This window comes from Paenibacillus sp. RU5M (assembly GCF_900221055.1).
GTDB lineage: Bacteria > Bacillota > Bacilli > Paenibacillales > Paenibacillaceae > Paenibacillus > Paenibacillus marchantiae.
The window spans coordinates 1-19,783 of the sequence record NZ_OBQM01000007.1 but is presented as its reverse complement, the minus strand read 5'-3'; the positions used below and the strand labels follow the sequence as shown (position 1 = coordinate 19,783).

General features: G+C 46.5%; 21 protein-coding genes and 2 tRNA genes. 21 read left to right on the top strand and 2 right to left on the bottom strand.

The genetic code is table 11. The features are described from left to right. The 19 genes from pyrF to CRO25_RS19700 all read left to right on the top strand — a co-directional run bounded on the left by pyrF (position 1) and on the right by CRO25_RS19700 (position 15,935). Positions 1-741, top strand: a complete 741-nt coding sequence (gene pyrF, locus CRO25_RS19780; protein WP_064636479.1) for an orotidine-5'-phosphate decarboxylase — start codon at positions 1-3, stop codon at positions 739-741. Further along, complete coding sequence (gene pyrE, locus CRO25_RS19775) at positions 738-1,379, top strand: orotate phosphoribosyltransferase (RefSeq protein WP_062326374.1); 642 nt, start codon at positions 738-740, stop codon at positions 1,377-1,379. The genes pyrF and pyrE overlap by 4 nt, the downstream gene beginning before the upstream one ends. Before the next feature lie 289 nt (positions 1,380-1,668). After that, positions 1,669-2,589: an ABC transporter ATP-binding protein gene (locus CRO25_RS19770; RefSeq protein WP_256863706.1), complete on the top strand. Its 921-nt coding sequence runs from the start codon at positions 1,669-1,671 to the stop codon at positions 2,587-2,589. Then, positions 2,552-3,667, top strand: coding sequence for an efflux RND transporter periplasmic adaptor subunit (locus CRO25_RS19765; protein WP_079696183.1), 1,116 nt, complete (start codon positions 2,552-2,554; stop codon positions 3,665-3,667). Before CRO25_RS19770 ends, CRO25_RS19765 begins: the two co-directional genes overlap by 38 nt. After that, positions 3,667-6,573 (top strand): ABC transporter permease, encoded by a 2,907-nt coding sequence (locus tag CRO25_RS19760; protein WP_079696182.1) that lies wholly within the window; start codon positions 3,667-3,669, stop codon positions 6,571-6,573. The genes CRO25_RS19765 and CRO25_RS19760 overlap by 1 nt, the downstream gene beginning before the upstream one ends. A gap of 2 nt (positions 6,574-6,575) precedes the next feature. Beyond that, positions 6,576-7,439: an ABC transporter ATP-binding protein gene (locus tag CRO25_RS19755; RefSeq protein WP_063567873.1), complete on the top strand. Its 864-nt coding sequence runs from the start codon at positions 6,576-6,578 to the stop codon at positions 7,437-7,439. A 21-nt stretch (positions 7,440-7,460) separates the two neighbouring features. Further along, on the top strand, positions 7,461-8,915 hold the full coding sequence (locus tag CRO25_RS19750; protein ID WP_063567874.1) for an ABC transporter substrate-binding protein: 1,455 nt from the start codon (positions 7,461-7,463) through the stop codon (positions 8,913-8,915). A gap of 132 nt (positions 8,916-9,047) precedes the next feature. Further along, on the top strand, positions 9,048-9,212 hold the full coding sequence (locus CRO25_RS33465; RefSeq protein WP_162842468.1) for a hypothetical protein: 165 nt from the start codon (positions 9,048-9,050) through the stop codon (positions 9,210-9,212). A 71-nt stretch (positions 9,213-9,283) separates the two neighbouring features. Then, positions 9,284-9,357 (top strand) — tRNA-Met (locus tag CRO25_RS19745). A 56-nt stretch (positions 9,358-9,413) separates the two neighbouring features. Further along, a tRNA-Ile gene (locus CRO25_RS19740) sits at positions 9,414-9,487 on the top strand. Between the two features lie 244 nt (positions 9,488-9,731). Further along, positions 9,732-10,100: a hypothetical protein gene (locus CRO25_RS19735; RefSeq protein ID WP_063567875.1), complete on the top strand. Its 369-nt coding sequence runs from the start codon at positions 9,732-9,734 to the stop codon at positions 10,098-10,100. A 23-nt stretch (positions 10,101-10,123) separates the two neighbouring features. Beyond that, a complete protein-coding gene (locus tag CRO25_RS19730) occupies positions 10,124-11,356 on the top strand; it encodes a sialidase family protein (RefSeq protein ID WP_097115802.1) in 1,233 nt (410 codons plus the stop codon). A 186-nt stretch (positions 11,357-11,542) separates the two neighbouring features. Beyond that, the gene (locus CRO25_RS19725) at positions 11,543-11,740 is read left to right on the top strand and encodes a hypothetical protein (protein ID WP_063567877.1); all 198 of its coding nucleotides are present in this window, start codon (positions 11,543-11,545) and stop codon (positions 11,738-11,740) included. Between the two features lie 139 nt (positions 11,741-11,879). Continuing rightward, positions 11,880-12,302 (top strand): hypothetical protein, encoded by a 423-nt coding sequence (locus CRO25_RS19720; protein WP_063567878.1) that lies wholly within the window; start codon positions 11,880-11,882, stop codon positions 12,300-12,302. 238 nt (positions 12,303-12,540) lie between these two features. Further along, entirely contained in the window at positions 12,541-14,097 is a 1,557-nt protein-coding gene (locus CRO25_RS19715) for a hypothetical protein (protein ID WP_079696180.1), read from the top strand. 81 nt (positions 14,098-14,178) lie between these two features. Further along, a complete protein-coding gene (locus CRO25_RS33460; RefSeq protein ID WP_157258415.1) occupies positions 14,179-14,349 on the top strand; it encodes a hypothetical protein in 171 nt (56 codons plus the stop codon). A gap of 171 nt (positions 14,350-14,520) precedes the next feature. Further along, complete coding sequence (locus CRO25_RS19710) at positions 14,521-15,195, top strand: hypothetical protein (RefSeq protein WP_063567880.1); 675 nt, start codon at positions 14,521-14,523, stop codon at positions 15,193-15,195. Positions 15,196-15,311: 116 nt separating this feature from the next. Next, positions 15,312-15,434 carry a sporulation protein YjcZ gene (locus tag CRO25_RS19705; protein ID WP_079696179.1) on the top strand — a complete coding sequence of 41 codons (123 nt, stop codon included), beginning with the start codon at positions 15,312-15,314 and terminating at the stop codon, positions 15,432-15,434. Positions 15,435-15,605: 171 nt separating this feature from the next. Beyond that, positions 15,606-15,935, top strand: a complete 330-nt coding sequence (locus CRO25_RS19700) for a DUF1904 family protein (RefSeq protein ID WP_063567881.1) — start codon at positions 15,606-15,608, stop codon at positions 15,933-15,935. 72 nt (positions 15,936-16,007) lie between these two features. Here the strand turns inward: CRO25_RS19700 and CRO25_RS19695 are convergent, their stop codons facing one another. Together CRO25_RS19695 and CRO25_RS33455 are read right to left on the bottom strand one after the other, a co-directional pair. Next, positions 16,008-17,210, bottom strand: a complete 1,203-nt coding sequence (locus CRO25_RS19695) for an MFS transporter (protein ID WP_079696178.1) — start codon at positions 17,208-17,210, stop codon at positions 16,008-16,010. A gap of 144 nt (positions 17,211-17,354) precedes the next feature. After that, the gene (locus CRO25_RS33455; protein ID WP_053784205.1) at positions 17,355-17,543 is read right to left on the bottom strand and encodes a DUF6199 family natural product biosynthesis protein; all 189 of its coding nucleotides are present in this window, start codon (positions 17,541-17,543) and stop codon (positions 17,355-17,357) included. Positions 17,544-17,846: 303 nt separating this feature from the next. Here CRO25_RS33455 and CRO25_RS19685 point away from each other — a divergent pair, with 303 nt between their 5' ends. Together CRO25_RS19685 and CRO25_RS19680 are read left to right on the top strand one after the other, a co-directional pair. Beyond that, complete coding sequence (locus CRO25_RS19685; protein ID WP_079696177.1) at positions 17,847-18,995, top strand: HAMP domain-containing sensor histidine kinase; 1,149 nt, start codon at positions 17,847-17,849, stop codon at positions 18,993-18,995. A gap of 112 nt (positions 18,996-19,107) precedes the next feature. Then, on the top strand, positions 19,108-19,590 hold the full coding sequence (locus CRO25_RS19680; protein ID WP_079696176.1) for a NucA/NucB deoxyribonuclease domain-containing protein: 483 nt from the start codon (positions 19,108-19,110) through the stop codon (positions 19,588-19,590). Positions 19,591-19,783 lie beyond the last annotated feature (193 nt).

Sequence of the window (19,783 nt, the reverse complement as noted above, 5' to 3'; positions counted from 1 at the left end):
ATGAATCACCCGAATTTCAACGAAATGGCTGGCCGTCTGATGGTGGCACTCGATTATCCCGGAGCAGAGCAAGCACAGGAATTGGTACAGGCCCTCGAAGGCATTCCCTGTTATCTGAAGGTGGGCATGCAGCTGTTCTACGCCGCTGGCCCGGACTTCATTCGCGAGCTGAAGTCGAAGGGGTACTCGGTATTCCTTGACGTGAAGATGCATGATATTCCAAACACGGTTCGTGGGGGTGCTGAAAGCATCACCCGTCTGGGAGTGGATATGTTCAATGTGCATGCAGCTGGAGGTACAAGCATGATGCGTGCTGCTCGTGAAGGTGCTGAGGCGGCTCTGGCTGCTGACCCATCCTTGCGTAGACCTGAGATTATTGCGGTTACCCAGCTGACCAGTACCAGCCAGGAAACGATGAATGCCGAGATCGGCATCCAGGGCAGCGTTGAGGCAGCAGTAGTCCGTTATGCAGGACTGGCCCATGAGGCAGGTCTTGATGGCGTCGTTGCTTCCCCGTTGGAAGTACCGGCGATCCGCGCAGCCTGTGGCAGTGATTTTCACACGGTCACACCAGGCATTCGCCCAGCGGGAAGTGGCCTCGGAGACCAGACTCGTGTCCTGACGCCAGGTGAAGCCATTGCCAGAGGCAGCCATTACATTGTTGTAGGCAGACCAATTACAGGCGCTCCCAATCCACGTGAAGCGGCAGAAACCATTTTGAAGGAGATGTTGAACGCATGATCGAACTTACTGAGATTCCTAACCATATTGCTTCCCAACTGTTGAAAATTAAAGCGGTGGCGCTGCGTCCGCAGCAGCCATTTACCTGGACATCCGGCATCAAATCACCAATCTATTGTGATAACCGTCTAACGATGTCTTATCCCGAGATTCGTAACGACATTGCTGAAGCCTTTGCTGCGATCATTCGTGATCAATATCCCGATGCAGAAGTCATCGCAGGTACAGCAACCGCGGGTATCCCGCATGCTGCCTGGGTGGCGCAAAAGCTGAATCTGCCGATGGCATACATTCGTGATAAAGCCAAAGGACATGGCAAAGAGAACCTGATTGAAGGACTGATCACTGAGGGGCAGAAGGTTGTTGTCATTGAAGACCTGATCTCGACAGGTGGCAGTTCAATCAAAGCCGCTGAAGCAGTACGTGTAGCCGGGGCGACTCCATTGGCTGTACTGGCGATTTTCAGCTATCAGCTCGACAAAGGAATTAAAGCTTTTGAAGAAGCGGGAATTCCACTGCAAACCCTGTCCAATTACACAGCTCTGATGGATGTGGCTTTGGCTGAGGGTACAATCCAGGAGAGTGATTTTGAACTGCTCAAATCCTGGCGTGAAGATCCTTCTTCATTTGGTAAATAATATCATTCACACCCGACTGAACAGTTTGATTGTGAACGGTATCAAAATTGTAATGATTGCCGCCATAGAGGCAAATACATTGAATATTCAAGAGGCATCCCGCACTTTGGGGTGCTTTTTTCGTTTGTTCATCAAAATATTAACTTTTTCACTGGAACGTTGTAAAAAGCTTGTAACTTTTAGTTGTGATCCGTCGTTTATAATTCAGTGTAGTATGGAATAGATTTCTATTTTTAGTGTCTTGATGAAGTGAACGGGATATGAAGAAAGGATGAGCGTGATTGCTGGCATGAAGAATTTATTTTCCAAAATCAGACCTGCCAAGAGCCAGTCAGGCGAGGACAGTGCGGTCGGACTCACGGAGCAGCAGGAACCAGTCGGGCAGGAGGAATCGGCATACATAAGTGAACCGCAGAATACATCCATCGACCCGCACGACATAACCAATGAAACAAGCCAAGAGGAAGTTGCGGTTGCAGCAGCTGAACCTGAAGTGAAGTCCAAGCCCTCCAAGAAGGATCTGTTGCCTCCATATGAAGGACCTGTGCTGGAGGTTCGCAATGTTCATCGCAGTTTCCAGACGGGTAGCCGTATTATTCATGTGCTCAAAGGCATCGATATGGAAGTGAACCCGCAACAGCTGGTGATGTTGAAGGGGCGGTCGGGCTCAGGGAAAACGACGCTGCTCAATATGCTGGGTGGGCTGGATCAGCCATCCAGTGGAGACATTTTGTTCTCCGGACAGCCTCTTCAGGATTGGGGAGACAGGCGGCGAACCGCTTTGCGGCGCAGAGAAATTGGTTTTATTTTTCAGGCGTATGCCCTTATGCCTTTGTTGTCTGCCTGGGAAAATGTAGAGCTGTCGCTGCGCATGGCGGACGTGCCGCGTTCGGAATGGAAGGACCGGGTAGGTCATTGTCTGGATCTGGTCGGACTAACCAAACGGGTCAAGCACCGTCCATTCGAGATGTCCGGGGGAGAGCAGCAGCGGGTGGCCATCGCCAAGGCGATAGCCCACAGACCGAGATTATTGCTCGCGGATGAGCCGACAGCTGAACTCGATTCCAAAATGGGAGCACAGGTTATGGCTGTATTTCGCAATATTATTGAAGTTGAACAAGTAACGATCTGTATGACTACACACGATCCTACGATTTTGGAGGTTGCGGACCATGTTTATGAAATGGCGGACGGCAGATTTATCAAGTAAAGGGGCCGCTCCGAAGAGGGGGAAACGCGCAGCGCTTATTGTGCTTAGTGCGATAGTGGCTGCAACGATGTCCGGCTGTTCTTTGCTGCCGGCTGAGACAGAGGAAGAAGTACTTCCGCCAATTACACCGCCAACGATCTCCAAGAAGCCGGAATATGAAGTTCGGACTGAGACGCTGGAGAAGAAAGTAAGCGGAAGCGGCAAGATGATGAGCCAGCGGGAAGAAAAGGTGTATTTTACGCTGGACGGTATGCATATCAAAGAGTTGAATGTAAAACCAGGGGATAAAGTGAAAAAAGGTCAACTTCTCGCTGTTCTTGATGTAGAGAGCGTGGAGAAGGAAATCCGGGCCAAAAACCTGCAGATTCGCAAATCGGAAGTGCAAATGAAGGAAACGCTTCGCAAACGGGATGAGATGGACCCGGTAGAGTTCGAAGAGTCCACGATTGCCTTTGAAGAACTTCGTCAGGAACTCGCCGATCTGGAGGATCAGTTGGGTAAAGCCACTTTGACCGCTCCATTCGGTGGAACAGTCATTGCTGTGCAGGTGGAGAAGGGCGCGGCTGTCAAAGCTTATGACCCGATTGCGACCATAGCAGATACATCCAACCTGGTTGTCGCAGCTACGTTTGCCAAGGAAGATTTGGAAAAGTTCTCGGCTGGCATGAAGGCGGATGTGGACATTAATGGCGCAGGCAAAGTGGCTGGCAAAGTTAAAGTGATGCCTGTTGCCCAAGCATCGGGTAGTGGAAGTGGTAATGGCGGAGGTTCGGGGGAAGGCGGAACGCCTCCAGCGAAAGAAAGCCTGGATCAATATGTTATCGTCTCGCTGGCGAAAATGCCCAAAGGGGTTGAACGCGGTACACCTCTAACGGTTTCGATTGTCACGCAGCGAACAGAGAACGCGATTGTCATTCCAGTATCCGCTCTGCGCTCCATCGGTTCAAGAACGTACGTGCAAGTGGTGGAGAGTGATGGAAGCAAGCGTGAAGTGGACGTAGAAGTTGGGCAGCAGACATCCACGGATGTGGAGATTCTGAAAGGTCTGACCGTTGGACAGAAAGTAGTGGGCCGCTAATGGGGCTGCCATTGCTTCGACTGTTGTTCCGCAAAATGTGGAACACTCGCTGGATGACGTTCAGCACACTGATCGGACTGATTGTGGCGGTAGCGTTCACCGTTAGTATTCCGATGTATGCCGATGGTGCGCTGAAGCGGGTCGTGGCCCAGACGCTGCAGGATAACAGTGAGGGACTGCCAGCCGGCTCGTTGCTCATGAGTTACCAGGCACCTGGTGGTGTCAAGACAGACACACGTGGTCTGGAAGAGGTGGATCGATATATTCGCGAGGATGTGCCCCGTGACATTGGATTTCCTTTTCATACGTATGTGAACTCCCGTTCCATCCGCAGCACGGAAGTGAACCCGGAAGACCCAACGAAAGTGGATGCCAGCCGGGTCCGCAGCATGAGCCTGGGGACGATGACAGGCCTGGATGCACAGGTTAATTATTCTGCGGGAGTGAAGCCGGGCAACCAGGTCAAGGACGATACGATTGAAGCGGTCATGCTCGAAGAGGGCATGTATCGTAACGATCTGCATATCGGAGATGTTCTGGAATATCCAATTTACAGCGGTCTCGATATTACGTTGCGTGTGAAGATTGTAGGTTCTTTCAAAGCCGATGATCCTAGCAGCCCGTATTGGGTACAGGGATTTGACGGGATGATGAATGGACTATATGTGGATGAATCGGTATTTAATAATGTTTTGTTAAAGGAAAAAGGGATCCCTCTTCAGAATTCACGTTGGTATTATGCATTTGATCTGAAAGAGATTCAAACGAGCCAGCTCTCGGGATTGACCTCTGTGCTGGAAAGGCTGGATATCGATCTGTATCAGCGGTTGAAGGATACGAAAGTGGACATCACCTTCGGGGATCTGCTGAAACAATTCCGCAGTCAGAGTCTGCAATTGCAGACCATGCTGTTCACACTGGCAGCACCGATGATTGCGATGGTCTTTTATTTTATTGCCATGAATGCCAGACAGTCGTTACAGAAGCAGGAAAGTGACATTGCGGTTCTGCGCAGTCGCGGAGCTTCTGCCCGGCAGATATTCTCTCTTTATCTGCTTGAAGGTATATTCCTGGGAGCGATTGCTCTTGTCATCGGACCGTTTCTTGGATGGTTTATGGCGAAAAGCATCGGTTCAGCGAGTGGATTCCTGTCGTTCGTGGATCGGAAATCCATTCCGATTGGAATATCGAAAGAAGCCATCCTGCTTGGCCTTATCGCCGTGTTGGTGGCAATTATAGCTTCGCTCATTCCGGCAGTAACCTATGCGCGGGCGACGATTGTATCGGCTAAGCGGCGGCAAGCACGTACAGATCGTGCGCCGGTATGGCAGCGCTGGTTCCTGGATATCGCGCTGTTGGGGCTCGCCGGATATGGATACTACTTGTTCTATGAACGGCAAATGTTGACGTTCCAGACCGGAATGACGACAGATCAGCTTCAGGTACAGCCGTTTCTGTTCTTTGTACCGGCACTCGCGATCTTTGCACTGGGACTGTTCTTCTTACGGTTGTTCCCGTGGATTTTGAAATTGATTCAGCTGATCGGGCGTAAGTTTCTCCCGGTTCCACTGTATCTGACACTGACGCAGCTTTCGCGTTCATCATCTTCTTATTATCCTTTGATGATCCTGCTTGTATTGACACTCGGACTCGGTGTGTATAACTCGGCGGCGGCTCGTACCATTGATCTGAACTCAACCGAGCGCACGTTATATCGCTATGGTTCGGATGTTATTATGCAGACGGTATGGGAAGGCACACCTGAGGTTAAGCCAACGGGTTCCGGACAAAACGGAGGTTCAGGCGGTGGACAGGGTGGAGGAAACGGTGGCGGTGGTTCTGGAGGCGGCGGTAACGGCGGCGGAGGTGGATCAGGTGGGGGCGGTGGTACTTCACAACCCACGAAGATGATCTATTCCGAGCCACCTTTTGAAGTGTTCCGCAGCCTGAATGGTGTCGAACATGCAGCGAGAGTGCTGCAAACGAAAGGCAACATTATTGTCTCTGGCAAATCAGGTGGACAGGGAATGCTGGTGGGGATCGACAATGTGGATTTTGCCCAAGTGGCGTGGTTCCGCAACGATCTGTTCCCGGCTCATCCTTATAAGTACCTTGACTTGCTTGGAAAATATGAAGGGGCCGTATTGATCTCTTCCAAATTTGCAGACAAATTCAAGCTCAAAACCGGAGACCTCGTCTCCATTGGTGTACAGGGCCAGGCGATTGAATTTGTGGTCTTTGGCATTATACCTTACTGGCCTGCCCAGTACCCGGATCAAATGCCGTTTTTCATTGCTAATCTGGATTACATCTATGATCAGGTGCCTCTGATTCCATATGAGGTCTGGCTGAAGATGGAGCCGGATGCCAAAGTTGCTCCTTTGATGGAGAAACTTGCAGCTGAAGGCATTGAGTTATCGTCTGTACGGGATGTGCGTACAGAGTTGGTATCCCAGGGCAAACATCCGTCAAGAGGCGGGGTGTTCGGCATACTGAGTCTCGGATTCCTTGTGTCGGTGATTATTTCCCTGATCGGATACATTCTGTACTGGTTCTTCAATCTATCCGGGCGTGTAGTACAGTTCGGTGTCCTGAGGGCGATGGGATTATCCCGGGCACAGCTGAGCGGTATGTTGCTGTTAGAGCAGGTGTTCACGGCGGGTCTGTCCATCATTCTCGGTATTGGCATTGGTCAGGTATCCAGTCGTCTGTTCCTGCCCTTCCTGCAAACGACAGATAATGTGTCCGCACAGGTACCTCCGTTCCGAATTGTATTTGAAGAGAAAGATATGTTGCAACTGTATGGCGTGACCGTGGTCATGCTGATCATTGGAGCAACGATGCTGCTGTGGCAAATCCGCAGGCTGCGTGTTCACCAGGCAGTCAAAATGGGAGAGGAGAGGTAAACGTGATCCAATGCGAAGGACTTGTCAAAATTTTTAAATCCAGCGATGTGGAAGTCGTTGCCCTTCAAGGTCTCAATCTGACTGTCAATCAAGGTGAAATGATGGCCATTATCGGTAACAGTGGTAGTGGTAAATCCACATTGCTCAACATTCTGGGTGGACTTGATCGTCCAACAGCTGGTACAGCCGTTGTCGGGGATTGGGATTTGCTGAAAATGACAGATGCCCAATTGGTGGAGTACAAACGTCATACCGTAGGGTTCATTTGGCAAAATAACGGCCGTAACCTGCTGCCATACCTTACAGCACTGGAAAACGTGGAAACGCCCATGATTTTGGGAGGCAAGCGCGATCGCGCATATGCCATGCAGCTGCTGGAGTGGGTTGGACTGAAGGATCGGATGCACAACAAGCTGCATCAATTATCCGGTGGGGAGCAGCAGCGGGTAGCGATTGCCATCTCGCTATCAAATCGCCCCAAGCTGCTGCTTGCCGATGAGCCGACAGGTTCGGTGGATTCAGAGACATGTGATACCATCATGGGCATTTTTCGCAAAATGAACAAGGAACTCGGGGTCACGATTGTGATTGTTACTCATGATCTAACCCTTGCTGGTAAGGTGGACCGGATCGTGGCGATTCGGGACGGCTTGACCAGCACCGAGTTTGTGAAACGTAATCCGAATCTGGATGACGAACATGGCTTATCGGAGGCAGGAGCCCCGGATATTCATGAAGCTTTTGTCATTATCGACCGGGCGGGACGACTTCAGGTGCCCAAGGAGTATCTGGAGGCGCTGTCCATTGATAATCGTGCCACATTGGAATTTGACGGTGAACGTATTGTCATTACACCGCCAAGATAATTTTAGAGGGGGAATTGGGAGATGAAGAACAGGTTTTGGGGAAAACGAGTGCTGGCCGTGTTGGCTACAGCTAGTCTGGCATTGCCGCTGCTTGCGGGTTGTACAGCGAGTGAGTCCAAGGATAACGAGCAGCGTGTATTGCGTGTAGCGACGTTATGGGGTGGCCAGGATGACAGCTATTTCCGTCAGCAGTTTACCGATGCTTTTGAATTGACACATCCAAATATAACGATTGAAGTTGTACCTGCGGTAGATCAGGGCAGCATGTATGGCTATGGTAACCAGGAAGAGCAGAAGGACATTCCGGATACGATGGAAAGCTTGAAGAAGATTATGACAGGGGATAACCCGGTAGATGTCATCGTGGCGGATACGGCGACAGTCAAGTCGTTGATTCAGGAAAACATGGTGAAACAACTGGACCCACTGATGCAGGAAGACAAGTTTGATACTACGGATATTGTGCCAAGTGTTCTCGAAGGAATTAAGGATTTGGGAGATCAGAGCATCTACGCTTTGACACCAACGTTCTCCTCTTCCGCTTTGTTCTATAACAAGGGTATGTTTGAGAAAGCAGGCGTGGAGCCTCCAACGGATAATATGACTTGGGATGATATTTTCAACCTGGGTACACGCCTTACCAAAGGTGAAGGAAAAGACCATGTATTTGGTTTCTCTTTCAGTACCTATCAAGGCGGTTCTCCATACTATACGATGTCCCAGTATTATAACTCTTTGCAGCTGAAAATTTTTGATGACAAAGCGGAAAAAATGACTGTAGATTCTCCTCAATGGGAGAAAGTATGGAGCACGATAAGCAAGCTCGCCTTAGATAAAGTCATCCCTAAAGGAGACGAACCGCAGGATAGTCAGGATGAGAGTGGGCGTTATAATCCGCTTCAGGGTGATCTGTTCCTGAGTGGCAAAACAGCCATGGTGATTGGAGATTACAGCTACATTAATCAGTTGATTGATGCCAATAAAAATGCAGATAAAATGAAAGACTTTACGAAGGTAGACTGGGATGTTGTTACACCTCCAGTTCATCCGGAGGCTCCTGAAATCGGAGGCAACATTTATCTGAGCAATCTTATGGCCATTAATAGTTCAGCTCAGAACCCTGATGATGCATGGGAATTGATTAAGTATATGAACAGTGAAGACTGGGCGAAAATCAAAGCTCGCAGCAGTTATGAGATGGTTTCACGGAAGAGCTTTATTAAACCGAAGGATGGCTTGGATTACAATATCCAGGCGTTCTATACACTGAAACCTATACCTCCGACCAATACGAACTTGGATAAAATGTATCAAAAAATGCCGAACCTGTGGCAAGTAAGTGACAAGGGTATGGAATACTTCAATCAAGTTCTTGCGAACAAAAAAACACCAAAAGAAGCACTTGGTGAATGGGCAGCCAAAGGGAACGAGATGCTGGAGAAATTGAAAAAGAACCCTAAAGCCACATTTCAATAAAAGTTAGATGATCTTGTAATAAAATCATAGATGCAGCCGCTGGAGATTTATATCTTCGGCGGCTATTTTTATGGAATTGGGGTATTCTACAAAAGCAGGGATAAATGATGACTTCAAGAAAGGACGAGTGGAATGCACTGGGTATATTTCAGCAAATTGTATACAACCAAATTTCAGGCAGGGTGTCTTGCAAAACGGATGGAGCAGGATGGTTGGATTTACGGTCATAACGAGCCAGCTGAAGTGGAAGTATATCGTTCAAAAAAGGGGCGGTATGGCGTTCGCTTCATTCCCTAACATTACCCCTTGACATATGGGATAGGGATGGTGTATATTAATTAAGTCGCTGTTTTAATATTTCTTACTGACGCGGGGTGGAGCAGCCCGGTAGCTCGTCGGGCTCATAACCCGAAGGCCGCAGGTTCAAATCCTGCCCCCGCAATTTAGTTTTACTGGATGATTCACAGCCATCATCTGAACGTTATACATTTTTGTTCAGGGCCCTTAGCTCAGTTGGTTAGAGCGGTCGGCTCATAACCGATTGGTCACAGGTTCGAGTCCTGTAGGGCCCATTCTCTCAAAACCCTTGCGTAGCAAGGGTTTTTTTCTATTGTTATAAACTCAAAACTGATATTAACTGAGCCTTGGAATAAAGCCTGCAAAAGTTCGATGGTGATGAGCATCATCATTCGTTGCTGCTTCATCAAGGCTTTTTTGTTGTATTTCCCCTTCAACAAAGAATCCGTACTACTTTAAATGATAGGGGCGTACAAATAGTGTAGTTAATCTGTGGTTCAAAGAGGAGGGATAGTTTGATTGCCAAACTCTACAGGGTTGATCTACAATTCGCCAACAGGTGGAAGTGTGGCTACTCAGATTCTTGTGACTTGTTTAAATGATTCTCTTGATATTCCTGTAAATATAGAGATAGAAGTGTTTAAATGGGACACTACTCAAAATGCCAGAATTCCAATCGGGCACGATTTATTTCAAGTAGGCCCCCAGGCATCTCGGACCTTGATTTATGCTCTAAACGATGCAGCATTTTATGAAGTTCAAGCAGATTTCTTTAGTGCTACAAGTACGATTATTCATGCATATGGTATTGATTCTACAGGTAATATTATTCAACGTGTTTTACAGTCAGAAATGATATTAATTGACCGGTTTACGAATATTCCTTAATCTTTGGAATGGAGATGAGGTACTTGCCCGTTGTAAATATCACAGGAGCACTCGGTGGAAACCAATTTGAACCCTCAATTGCTTCCAACGAGCTACTTCCGAATATCATGTGTGCGGTTGCTGTTGACACAAGTACAGGACCTACACTTATCGGCGTTTATCGTTCTACTGACAGTGGACAGACATGGTCAACAACAACTATGCAGCAGCCTGCCGGGTATGCAGGCGCTGAAGCACCAACCATTGATTACACATTTCCGAGTACGTTTATAGTGACAGTTCACATATTTAACGGTGATAATGACGGTACAATCATCAGTTACACATCCCTGGATGATGGAGTGACCTGGACTCCTCCCGTGTTTGTGAACAAGGGATATGGCCTTATCGTTCATAATGATGAGCCGTTTATAGCAGTGGATCGAACACCTGGAAGCCCTTATCGGGGGAATGCATACGTGGGGTATACCCCTCTTGCTACATTGGCTTCGTCCACATTTTTGCAAAGGTCATTAGATCAGGGGACAACGTGGGAGATTCCGAGCCGAATTTCAAGCCCAAGAGGTTTCCATGACAGAAGTTCTATAGCTATAGGTTTTACTGGTGAGGTATATGCAGGATATATTACTACAGGGCCGGATAGTCCGTACGCACTGCTTCGCATCTCCTACGATGGAGGGGCTACGTTCCAGCCGCCGATTGAACGACAATCCACATGGATTGCTTCTGTTGTCCCTGCCCCATCTCCTTTACCTGTCACGAATTATGCTTTTCGCGTGCAGACGAACCTGAGCTTGGGAGCTGACATATCCAATGGAACCTTTAGTGGTAAAGTCTATGCAACCTGGAATGATGCGCGGAATGGATACACCGACATTTTCCTATGCAGCTCACCGGATGGGCTTCTATGGTCAGATCCCGTAAGCATTACTGGAGCCCCTGTTGGTTCTCAAAATTTCTTTCCCTCCATTACTGTATCGCCATTCATAGGAACTGTAAGGGTTATTTATTATTCCAATCAGATTGACGGGTTTCTTTTAGATGTGTTTGTTGCTGAATCGTTTAACGGAGGAGCTACCTTTGCGAATCGCCGACTCACAACGACTTCGTTTAACCCCAACGGCAATTCACCGGTGCCTACCGTATTAATTGGTGATTATATCACCGCTACAACGTATGCTCCCGATAATTTGGCTGCAGTTTGGATGGCAACCACTCCGCCCACTGGAAAATTGGACGTTTACTTTGGAAGTTGATTAGATTACTTTAAAGTGATGAGGGAATTACAAATAATTCACTGTGAGAAAGCTCTGTTAGCATAATGCTAGCAGAGCTTTTTTATGGCAGGCGAATGCTAACGAAATTGCAAACAAAGCTGATAAAATAAATATATGGTATCATTGTTAAAATATATGTTATAAAGGTGGTGACAATTTAAAGTTATGAATGGTGCTAGTGCTGTGGGTTTTGTAGGAATTTTAACTATATTTATTTTCATTGGTTTGGTAGGTCTGATTTTATATGCTGTGTTTTCAATGGCAATAAAAAGATCTGGTTTAAGGGAGGAAATCTCAGGTTTGAAGCAAGAGATTCGATTATTAAAAGAGAGATTGGAGAAAAACGAACATAACTTTGATTAAGAAATTCTGGAGGCACTGCCTTAGCAATACGGGCAGTGTCTTTTTGATATGCCCTTTTTTCTTAATATCAGTGTCTGTCCATGCCATATCTCAAATCTCACATATACTATCATATCCCCGACAGAAGGAGGTAGATTTCATGAGTCAATTTCTTGATGCAAGAACATCGCAGAATGCGAGTTTGGCGAACTCCATTGCTATCCCGATCCTCGTAATTAATACTCCTCAACTGTTTGGTCAGATTGGTCTGCAAACAGCTGGTGCTGGTGCAAACCCACGGGTACAATTCAAAGGAACTGTATCAGTGCAGCTTCCATTAGCCCTCGTAGGTGTAACGATAACAATTGTCAGAGGAACCTTAGCAACGGATCCTGTCATCTATTCTGCAACGTCTACGTTCAGCTTGAGCATTCTGGCTCCTCAGGTCATTACGTTCTCAGCGGATGATTTCAATCCACCAATAACACCTCAGTTGACGTACACTGCATTTATCAGCTCTAACTTGCTGGGTACGATCCGTGTAGGCCCTGAGAACTTTGATGGAGCGGTATATTCGGACTAACGTTGAGCGCCCTTGCCAACAGTTCGTTATAGAAGGAGTATAAATGTATTAACGAGCATTGCCTGCCTTGAGAAAGGCAGGTTTTTTCTATTTTACTGGAGTGTGGTTTAGCACTTCATTGGATCAGTCATCGTTTATGATATAATGCGTTAGAGATTAAGGGAACGGTCTATGAGAACATGGAATTGAAATTCCGAAATGTCGATGAAATTATGAATGGAAAGCAGGTTTTCAACCAATGATGCAAAACGAAGGACAACGATACCGCTTCAGTGAAGCTCCGGTATGGGACTGGCAGCGGGCATATTATGAACAGAAAGGGCTGCACGCTTGGACCGAGAATCAGGTTCCGCAATATATTACGAGTAACCCCATGATTGCAATGGCGTATGCCGAGATGATTTTTGGTTTTCTTCAAGATCTCGCCAGCAAAGGAAAGACGGCCGAGACAGTGACCATTCTGGAACTTGGAGCGGGCGTAGGCCGCTTGGCGCACCAAATTCTGTTCAAACTGACAGAGTTGAAAGATTTTGCAGGCGTGCAGCTGCCAGCTTTTCGATATGTAATGACCGATCTGGTCGAAGATAATGTATTGGGCTGGAGAGAGCATCCGTCCATGCAATCCTTTATTGACCAAGGAATACTGGATTTCGCACGTTTTGACGCGATACAGGACACCGAGTTGAATCTGGTAGTGGCGGATACAGTTATTCGACCGGGCGATCTGAAGCAACCTTTGCTGTTGATTGCCAATTACTTTTTTGACAGCATTCCACAGGAATTAATTTATGTCGGTGAGGGGGAGATATATGAGTGTGACATACTCCTCCAATCTCCAGAATCTGCTCTTCATTCGGAGCCTGCCGAGTTGCTGAAAAACATGATACTGAGTTATGAATACCGCCGTGCACCTGAGTACAGTGCAGAAGACTATCCGTATCAAGGGCTTATCGCTCTGTACAAGGAAGAGTTGGAGGATTCGCACATTATGTTCCCGGCAATCGGTCTGTCCTGTCTCGAACGATTGAATAGGTTATCAGATTCAGGATATGTGTTAATTACTGCGGACAAAGGTGACCATCGACTGGACAACTGGAAGTTTGCCGAGCCTCCTGAATTTGTACTTCATGGAAGTTTTTCTTTAACGGCAAATTATCATGCCATTCAATATGTATTGGAACAGCAAGGAGCCCACACTCGTTTCACAACACATCATTATAAAGATCTGAACGTTGGATGTATTTTGATGGTGGACGAACCACTGGGGTACATAAACACTCGTCTGGCGTATCACCGATTTGTTGAACGTTTTGGACCCGATGATTTCTTCAGTATGAAAGAATGGATGGATCATCAGGTAGAGCGGATGGAATTGAAGCAGATTATACCGTTCTGGCGTCTGGGCGGATATGATGCTGAGTTTTTGATTCATAGTGCCAACCGGATTTCGAACCTTCTACCGGATGCAAGCGATGAGGAAATACTTGATATTCAGTCTGGAATCCACATCATGTGGTCTTCATATTATGTAATGGAGCGGCTAGGAGATGTGGCGTTTCTTGTAGGTCAGCTGTTATATGGGATGTATATGTATGAGGACGCCAAGCGATTTCTGGAGCTGTCGTTAGGTACTGATTCGAGAAAACAGAACTCAGCGGTGCTGTATGACTTGGCCGTGTGTTGTTATGAACTTGAACTGGAAGAAGAAACACTGGCTTACACACGGAAAGTACTGGCTTTGGAACCTGATCATGAGGAAGCAATAGATTTGTTGGAAAGCTTCGAGTGTCTATAAAGATTGAAACTTACTTCTTTTCATCGTATTATTAGGATGATCACACAAAAATTCCCTGTATACGGAAGAGGAGATGAGTACATGAAGAAGGTTCTGACCATTTTGCTGTATCCACTTGCGGCGGTTGTGGGAGCGTTGGGCGCAAATTCAGCTGCGACTGGTGATATGGTACTTTTTGCGAAAGATATAGCTACAGATCGAGGTTATGACGGGCAGGAGATTTATGATAGAATTGAACACAGAAATTCCTAACTACATATCATTTAAACTGTAAAAGTAATTGTTAGACGTAACGATATGCCAAAGACAATTACTCTTGAAGCGAAGTGCGGTGAGCAGGAATCCTGCCTGTACAACCTTTAAGCCGGTTTCGTACCTGATACAGGTATGAACCGGCTTTTATTCATGAATGGGGGATAAACGTTGAAGATTATTATTGGACAACCCAGGTTGGAACAACAATTGCTGCAGCTGGAAGCGGAATTGAAACAACATCCAGAAGCGGATGTGTTGTTCTTTCCTGAAGGCTATCTGAATCAGAACGTGGAAGAGGCTAGCCGTCTGGCGGCTGTATATGGAACGATGATTGTATCAGGTCATCGCAGGTTGGATGAACGTCCCAAGGACCGTGCGATCATTATTAACAAGGCTGGGGAGACTGTATTGGAGAAAGCGAAGTATACCGCTGCTGAGGTAATTAAGGAACAGGACTGGACCATAAGCACATTGTTATGTGACGAACTGGTACTGCAAGGATTTCGCAACGAGAATATTGGCAGAGTGGATTTGATTATGCATTCCATTGGTGTGGGGATGTTCAGTGAAGAGCAGTATACAGAGTGGGTTGAAGAAGCGCGGCAGATGGCGATACAAAATCAATGCATTGTTATGGGGACCAGCCATGCGGACGGTTCATATCGTAACAGTGAAATTTCAATTCCAATCGCTTATTGTATTGCCCCGGATGGTCAAGTGGTTTTGGCGTCCAGAAACGATACACGTACTCGTTTGATTGTCCTGGAGAAACAAAATACACCAGACCTCTATCGTGAAATACCAGAAAATGATGTGAACATCCAAGTCATTCCTTCGGCATAATTCAACTAACAGAATACACAATGATTGGGCCGGTTAGCTTGCCGTATAGCCCGGTCACTCATGTTAGAATCGACATATGTTATGGCATACCTTGAAATTCAAAGGAGGCCAATCAAATGAGTGAAGTTGGATACGGTTGTGGCGGCAATGTTGGTGGATTTGGCGGATGGACTTCCACAAGCGCAATTCTCGTACTCTTCATCCTGCTCGTAATCATCACTAAATCTTTCTGGCTGTAAGCCGCTGTAGAACAAGGTGAGACCCTGGTTGCGTGTATGCTCCGCTGAGACTTCAGCGGGGCTTTTCTGCGTTTCTAAGAAAAAAATGATATGATGAAAGAGATTTGACAACCGAAAACAATGTGCTTAAAATCACATAAGAGACTAATAATAGAGATTGAAGGGATAGCAATGCCGTTTATTCGTTTTAAAGGATTCACAGGACCTCAGCTGGAGGAAGTTGTACCTCGCATCACGGAGCAATTTGCGTTGATTACCAATATTCCGCGGGAGAGAATGAAGGCAGAACGTCATGACGTACAAGCCCTTACTCCTTCTCCGGCTTCAGTAGAGATCTTGATGTTCCAACGTGATCAGGAGATTCATAATCGGATTGCTTCCTCAATGCAGGTTATTTTGGAAGAAGCGGATTTGCCTGATGTGCATATTTTCTTCAATATACTGTCACCCGCCCTGTATTATAAACAAGGCAAGCCGTTGACAGATTACCGATTGGATTGAGAATAAAATGGCTGCACCGATGATGTTCGGATGCAGCAGAGACGAGCAGATATGTGCTCGTCTTTTTTTGATTCAATCATTTTGCTCTTTAATTCGATTTAACCGGAAAGAGCACAGGGAGGATACGATGAATAAGGCACCGCCAATCAAATATACTAGCCGAATCCCCATTTGATCAGCAATCAGACCGAAGATTACCGTAGATATGCTCATGGAAGCTGAGAGAATAATTCCATGTGCTGCGTTTACTTTGGACAGTGATTCGATGGGCACACTGGTCTGAAAAGCCGTCTGCTGAGCAATATCGCGGATCTGATAAGCAGGACCCATAAGCATACACAATACCAGAGCAAGCCAAGGAAGGCTGTTTAAACCGTATGCGATGGTCAGTAAGCTGAAGAGAAGAGAACCTATGGCCATACTGGAGATCAAGTGCTTCTGTATGCGAGTGGCCAAGGCGATGGCCAGAATTCCCCCAAGAATGGTGCCGGCAGAATAGCTGGAGTTGATAAGTCCCCACCAACCTTTCTCTTGGCCCAAAGCTTCTTTCACAAAAGCAAGCGTGATAGCACCGATCCAGATGGAGCCAGCAAGACCTTCAACCAGATCCATGAACGTTATCAGGCGCAACGATCGATTTTTCCAAAGGATAAGCCAACCTTCCCTTAATACATCCCATCTGGAAGTGGATTTCTCGACTTTTTCCTGCATATCGCGGGTAAGTGAACTGATCGTAATCATTAGAAGCAGGACAGCCCAGGATAAGCTTGTAGCCGCCCAGAATGTTTGTGAAGCCCCCCAGTGCATAACGATGAATCCTGTCATCGCATATCCAATGATCGTCACGGTCTGAGTAGAGAATGAGAGAAAACTATTCGCCTTCACCAGATCTTCTCCTTGAACCAATCGTGGAGTTAATGTGTTTATTAATGGAGATTCCCATCCGTCCAGGAACGAGAGGATCGCTATTCCCACAAGCAGAAGAGGAATGTGAGCAGTGAGATCGGTAAATGCGATGGCGATTCCGGTTATCATCAATGTTTTGGCTAAAGGAATGCTAATAATCAGCCTGGAGAATGCGAAACGGTTCACAAGCAGTGGTGCAGTGAACCCTGCGACGATACGAGCTGACATTTGAATGAATGGAAACAGCGCAGCGTAAAGGACAGACCCGGTCTGACCGTAAATAAACGTCGTGATAACCATGATATATATAACATTAATGAGAGAAAGCAGCGTTTTGGCAGCCCAATATGGATAAAATGCGATGTTCATGCTAAGGTGTCCTTTCCACAACGATAATTATATATTACGGGTATCGTTGCAAACGCACCACAAACAAAGTTGTCATTTTCCCGTCATTGAAGCAGCAAAAAAGCAGCTGTCCCAAGGGATAGCTGCCGTTCTGGTTTCTATAATTCAAGCCACAACGAGCGTAAAAGCGATAAGCAGCATCAACAGACTGGTCATTCTGGTCATCGCCATATACGGTCTGCTGGGCTCAGCCTCTCCCCGAGAAATCCAGCCATAACGCAAGTACCAGCCAAATTTCGGGAAGCACAAATTAATGATACAAAGTGTCATGAATATAAAAAAGAGGGTTCTCATACCCGATCTTCCTTCCTCATTTTACATGACCCGCTCAAAATTAACGCTTACGTCTGGAGAAGAAGAAAACAAGCAAAATAATAATAATAACGATTAATAAAAATTTCATGAGTGACCCTCCTGATGAGATGATAAGTTTTGTGAATGTATTATTCAGATATTACCCAAGGAACACATGGCTTGAATAACTATGTTACAATTAATTATATTGTTTTTATATAATCACATACCATCGGGTTATCGATAGCTGCATTAGGAGCATGAACTCAACACAACAAAGTTTGGTGAGATGAAGGAGGAAGCATGACAAAATACAATCAACTCGCTATACAATGGGAATTTATAATTTCTAAGATTAAATCTTCCGTGACCGTAGTCGATGCTACCTTGCCTGATTTTCCTCTAATGTATGTAAATGAATATTTTAGTGAATTAACCGGATATAGTGCGGAAGAGTCGATTGGACAGAATTGCCGGTTCCTGCAAGGGCCGGATACGGATCCGGAAACCGTACAGAAAATTCGCGAAGCATTGAAGAAGCGTCAGTCGATCAAGACAGAGATTCTAAACTATACGAAGCATGGACAGAAATTCTGGAATGAACTGAATATTGATCCGATTTTCGATGATTCAGGGGAATGTTTGTTTTTTGTAGGGATTCAATACGATATTTCGGAGCGAAAATATGCTGAGCAGCAGTTACGTATGGCAGCTTCGCTGACAGAAATGAACAGTAGGGGACAGCTGGAGTTCATTGGGAAGCTGAACCATGAACTTCGCACGCCGCTGAACGGGATTATGGGCATGATCGAACTTGTGGGCATGGGTGACAACAGTGAGGAGCAAAAAGAGTACCTGGAGCTTGCGCGCCAGTCAGGGGAGGCTCTTCTGAACATTGTCAACAATAGTCTTGATATGGCCAAGCTGGGCAGAGGGAAAATGAGAGTGGAGCAAATCGAATTTCAGCCGTTGAAGCTGATTCAACAGATTATTAAAACGCATGAACCTGCGGCGCAGAATAAACAAATTCGCTTGCTCTGTTATGCGGATCTGACTACTCCTGATGTACTCACAGGTGATCCTCTTCGTCTCCGACAAGTGCTGGATAACCTGCTCAGCAACGCCATTAAATTCACGGAACAAGGTGAAGTGCAATTACAGATGGATGTTGAGGAGCGGCGAGGGGATACCGTTATTCTGGTATTCACTGTACATGACACCGGCATTGGCATTCCGGATAATAAAATCAATCAATTGTTTGAAGCATTCACGCAGACAGACATCTCTCATGCACGCAAATTTGGCGGCAGTGGACTTGGACTCACCATCTGCAAAGAGTTGCTCGAATTGATGGACGGTCAAATTTCGGTGGAGAGTACCGAGGGGAAAGGTACGAAGTTTGAGGTAACCTTGCCTTTACTTCGACAACAGGCGATTCCTAACGTGGGGTAGTCTATGCAGAACGAACAGCCGGGAAGTGTCGGCTGTTTTTTTATGTTTTTTTATATTGTTTAGCGAACTGGCGTTCTGGTATAATGCAAGTGTTGAATGGGGGAGAAACAGCATGAGTAAAAGACGCAGAAGTAAAAGGAGCAAGGGCAAGCAACGATTTAAAAAGCAGATATTGACGCTGGTGGCCATGTTAATGGTAGCTCTCTATGCATGGGTTGGGGGAGAATGGTCTCTGGACATACCGTCCCAATTTGGGGGAAGCAAGGGGAGCGTAGATCATACCATCACATTCCCGGCCGAGCGCTATCCCGAAACGGCCAATCATATCAAGAAGGCCATCAAGGCAGGACATTCGGATGTATGCACCATTGATCGCAGTGGAGCTGAAGGTAATCGGGATTTGTCCCTCAAAGGTGTTCCGGTCAAAAAGGGGAAAGATCGGGATGAATGGCCAATGGCGATGTGTGCGGAAGGCGGAGCGGGTGCGGATATCCAATATATTAGTCCCAAAGATAATCGTGGTGCAGGCTCATGGGTGGGAAACCAGCTAAGTACATATCCGGATGGAACACGAGTAAAGTTTGTGGTGAAATAACGACGGACTATGAATGAGAAAGTAATTGATGGAGAAATGCCTTGGCTTTGAAAAAGTGTGGTGTAAAGTAAAAGGCAAAAATAAAACCAGACGTCGATTGAACTGCACCCCATTTGTTAGACACGACTAACAATGGAGGTGCAGTTTTTTTGCCTAAATTCAGTTTAGATGAGAAATTGAAAGCCATTCATAG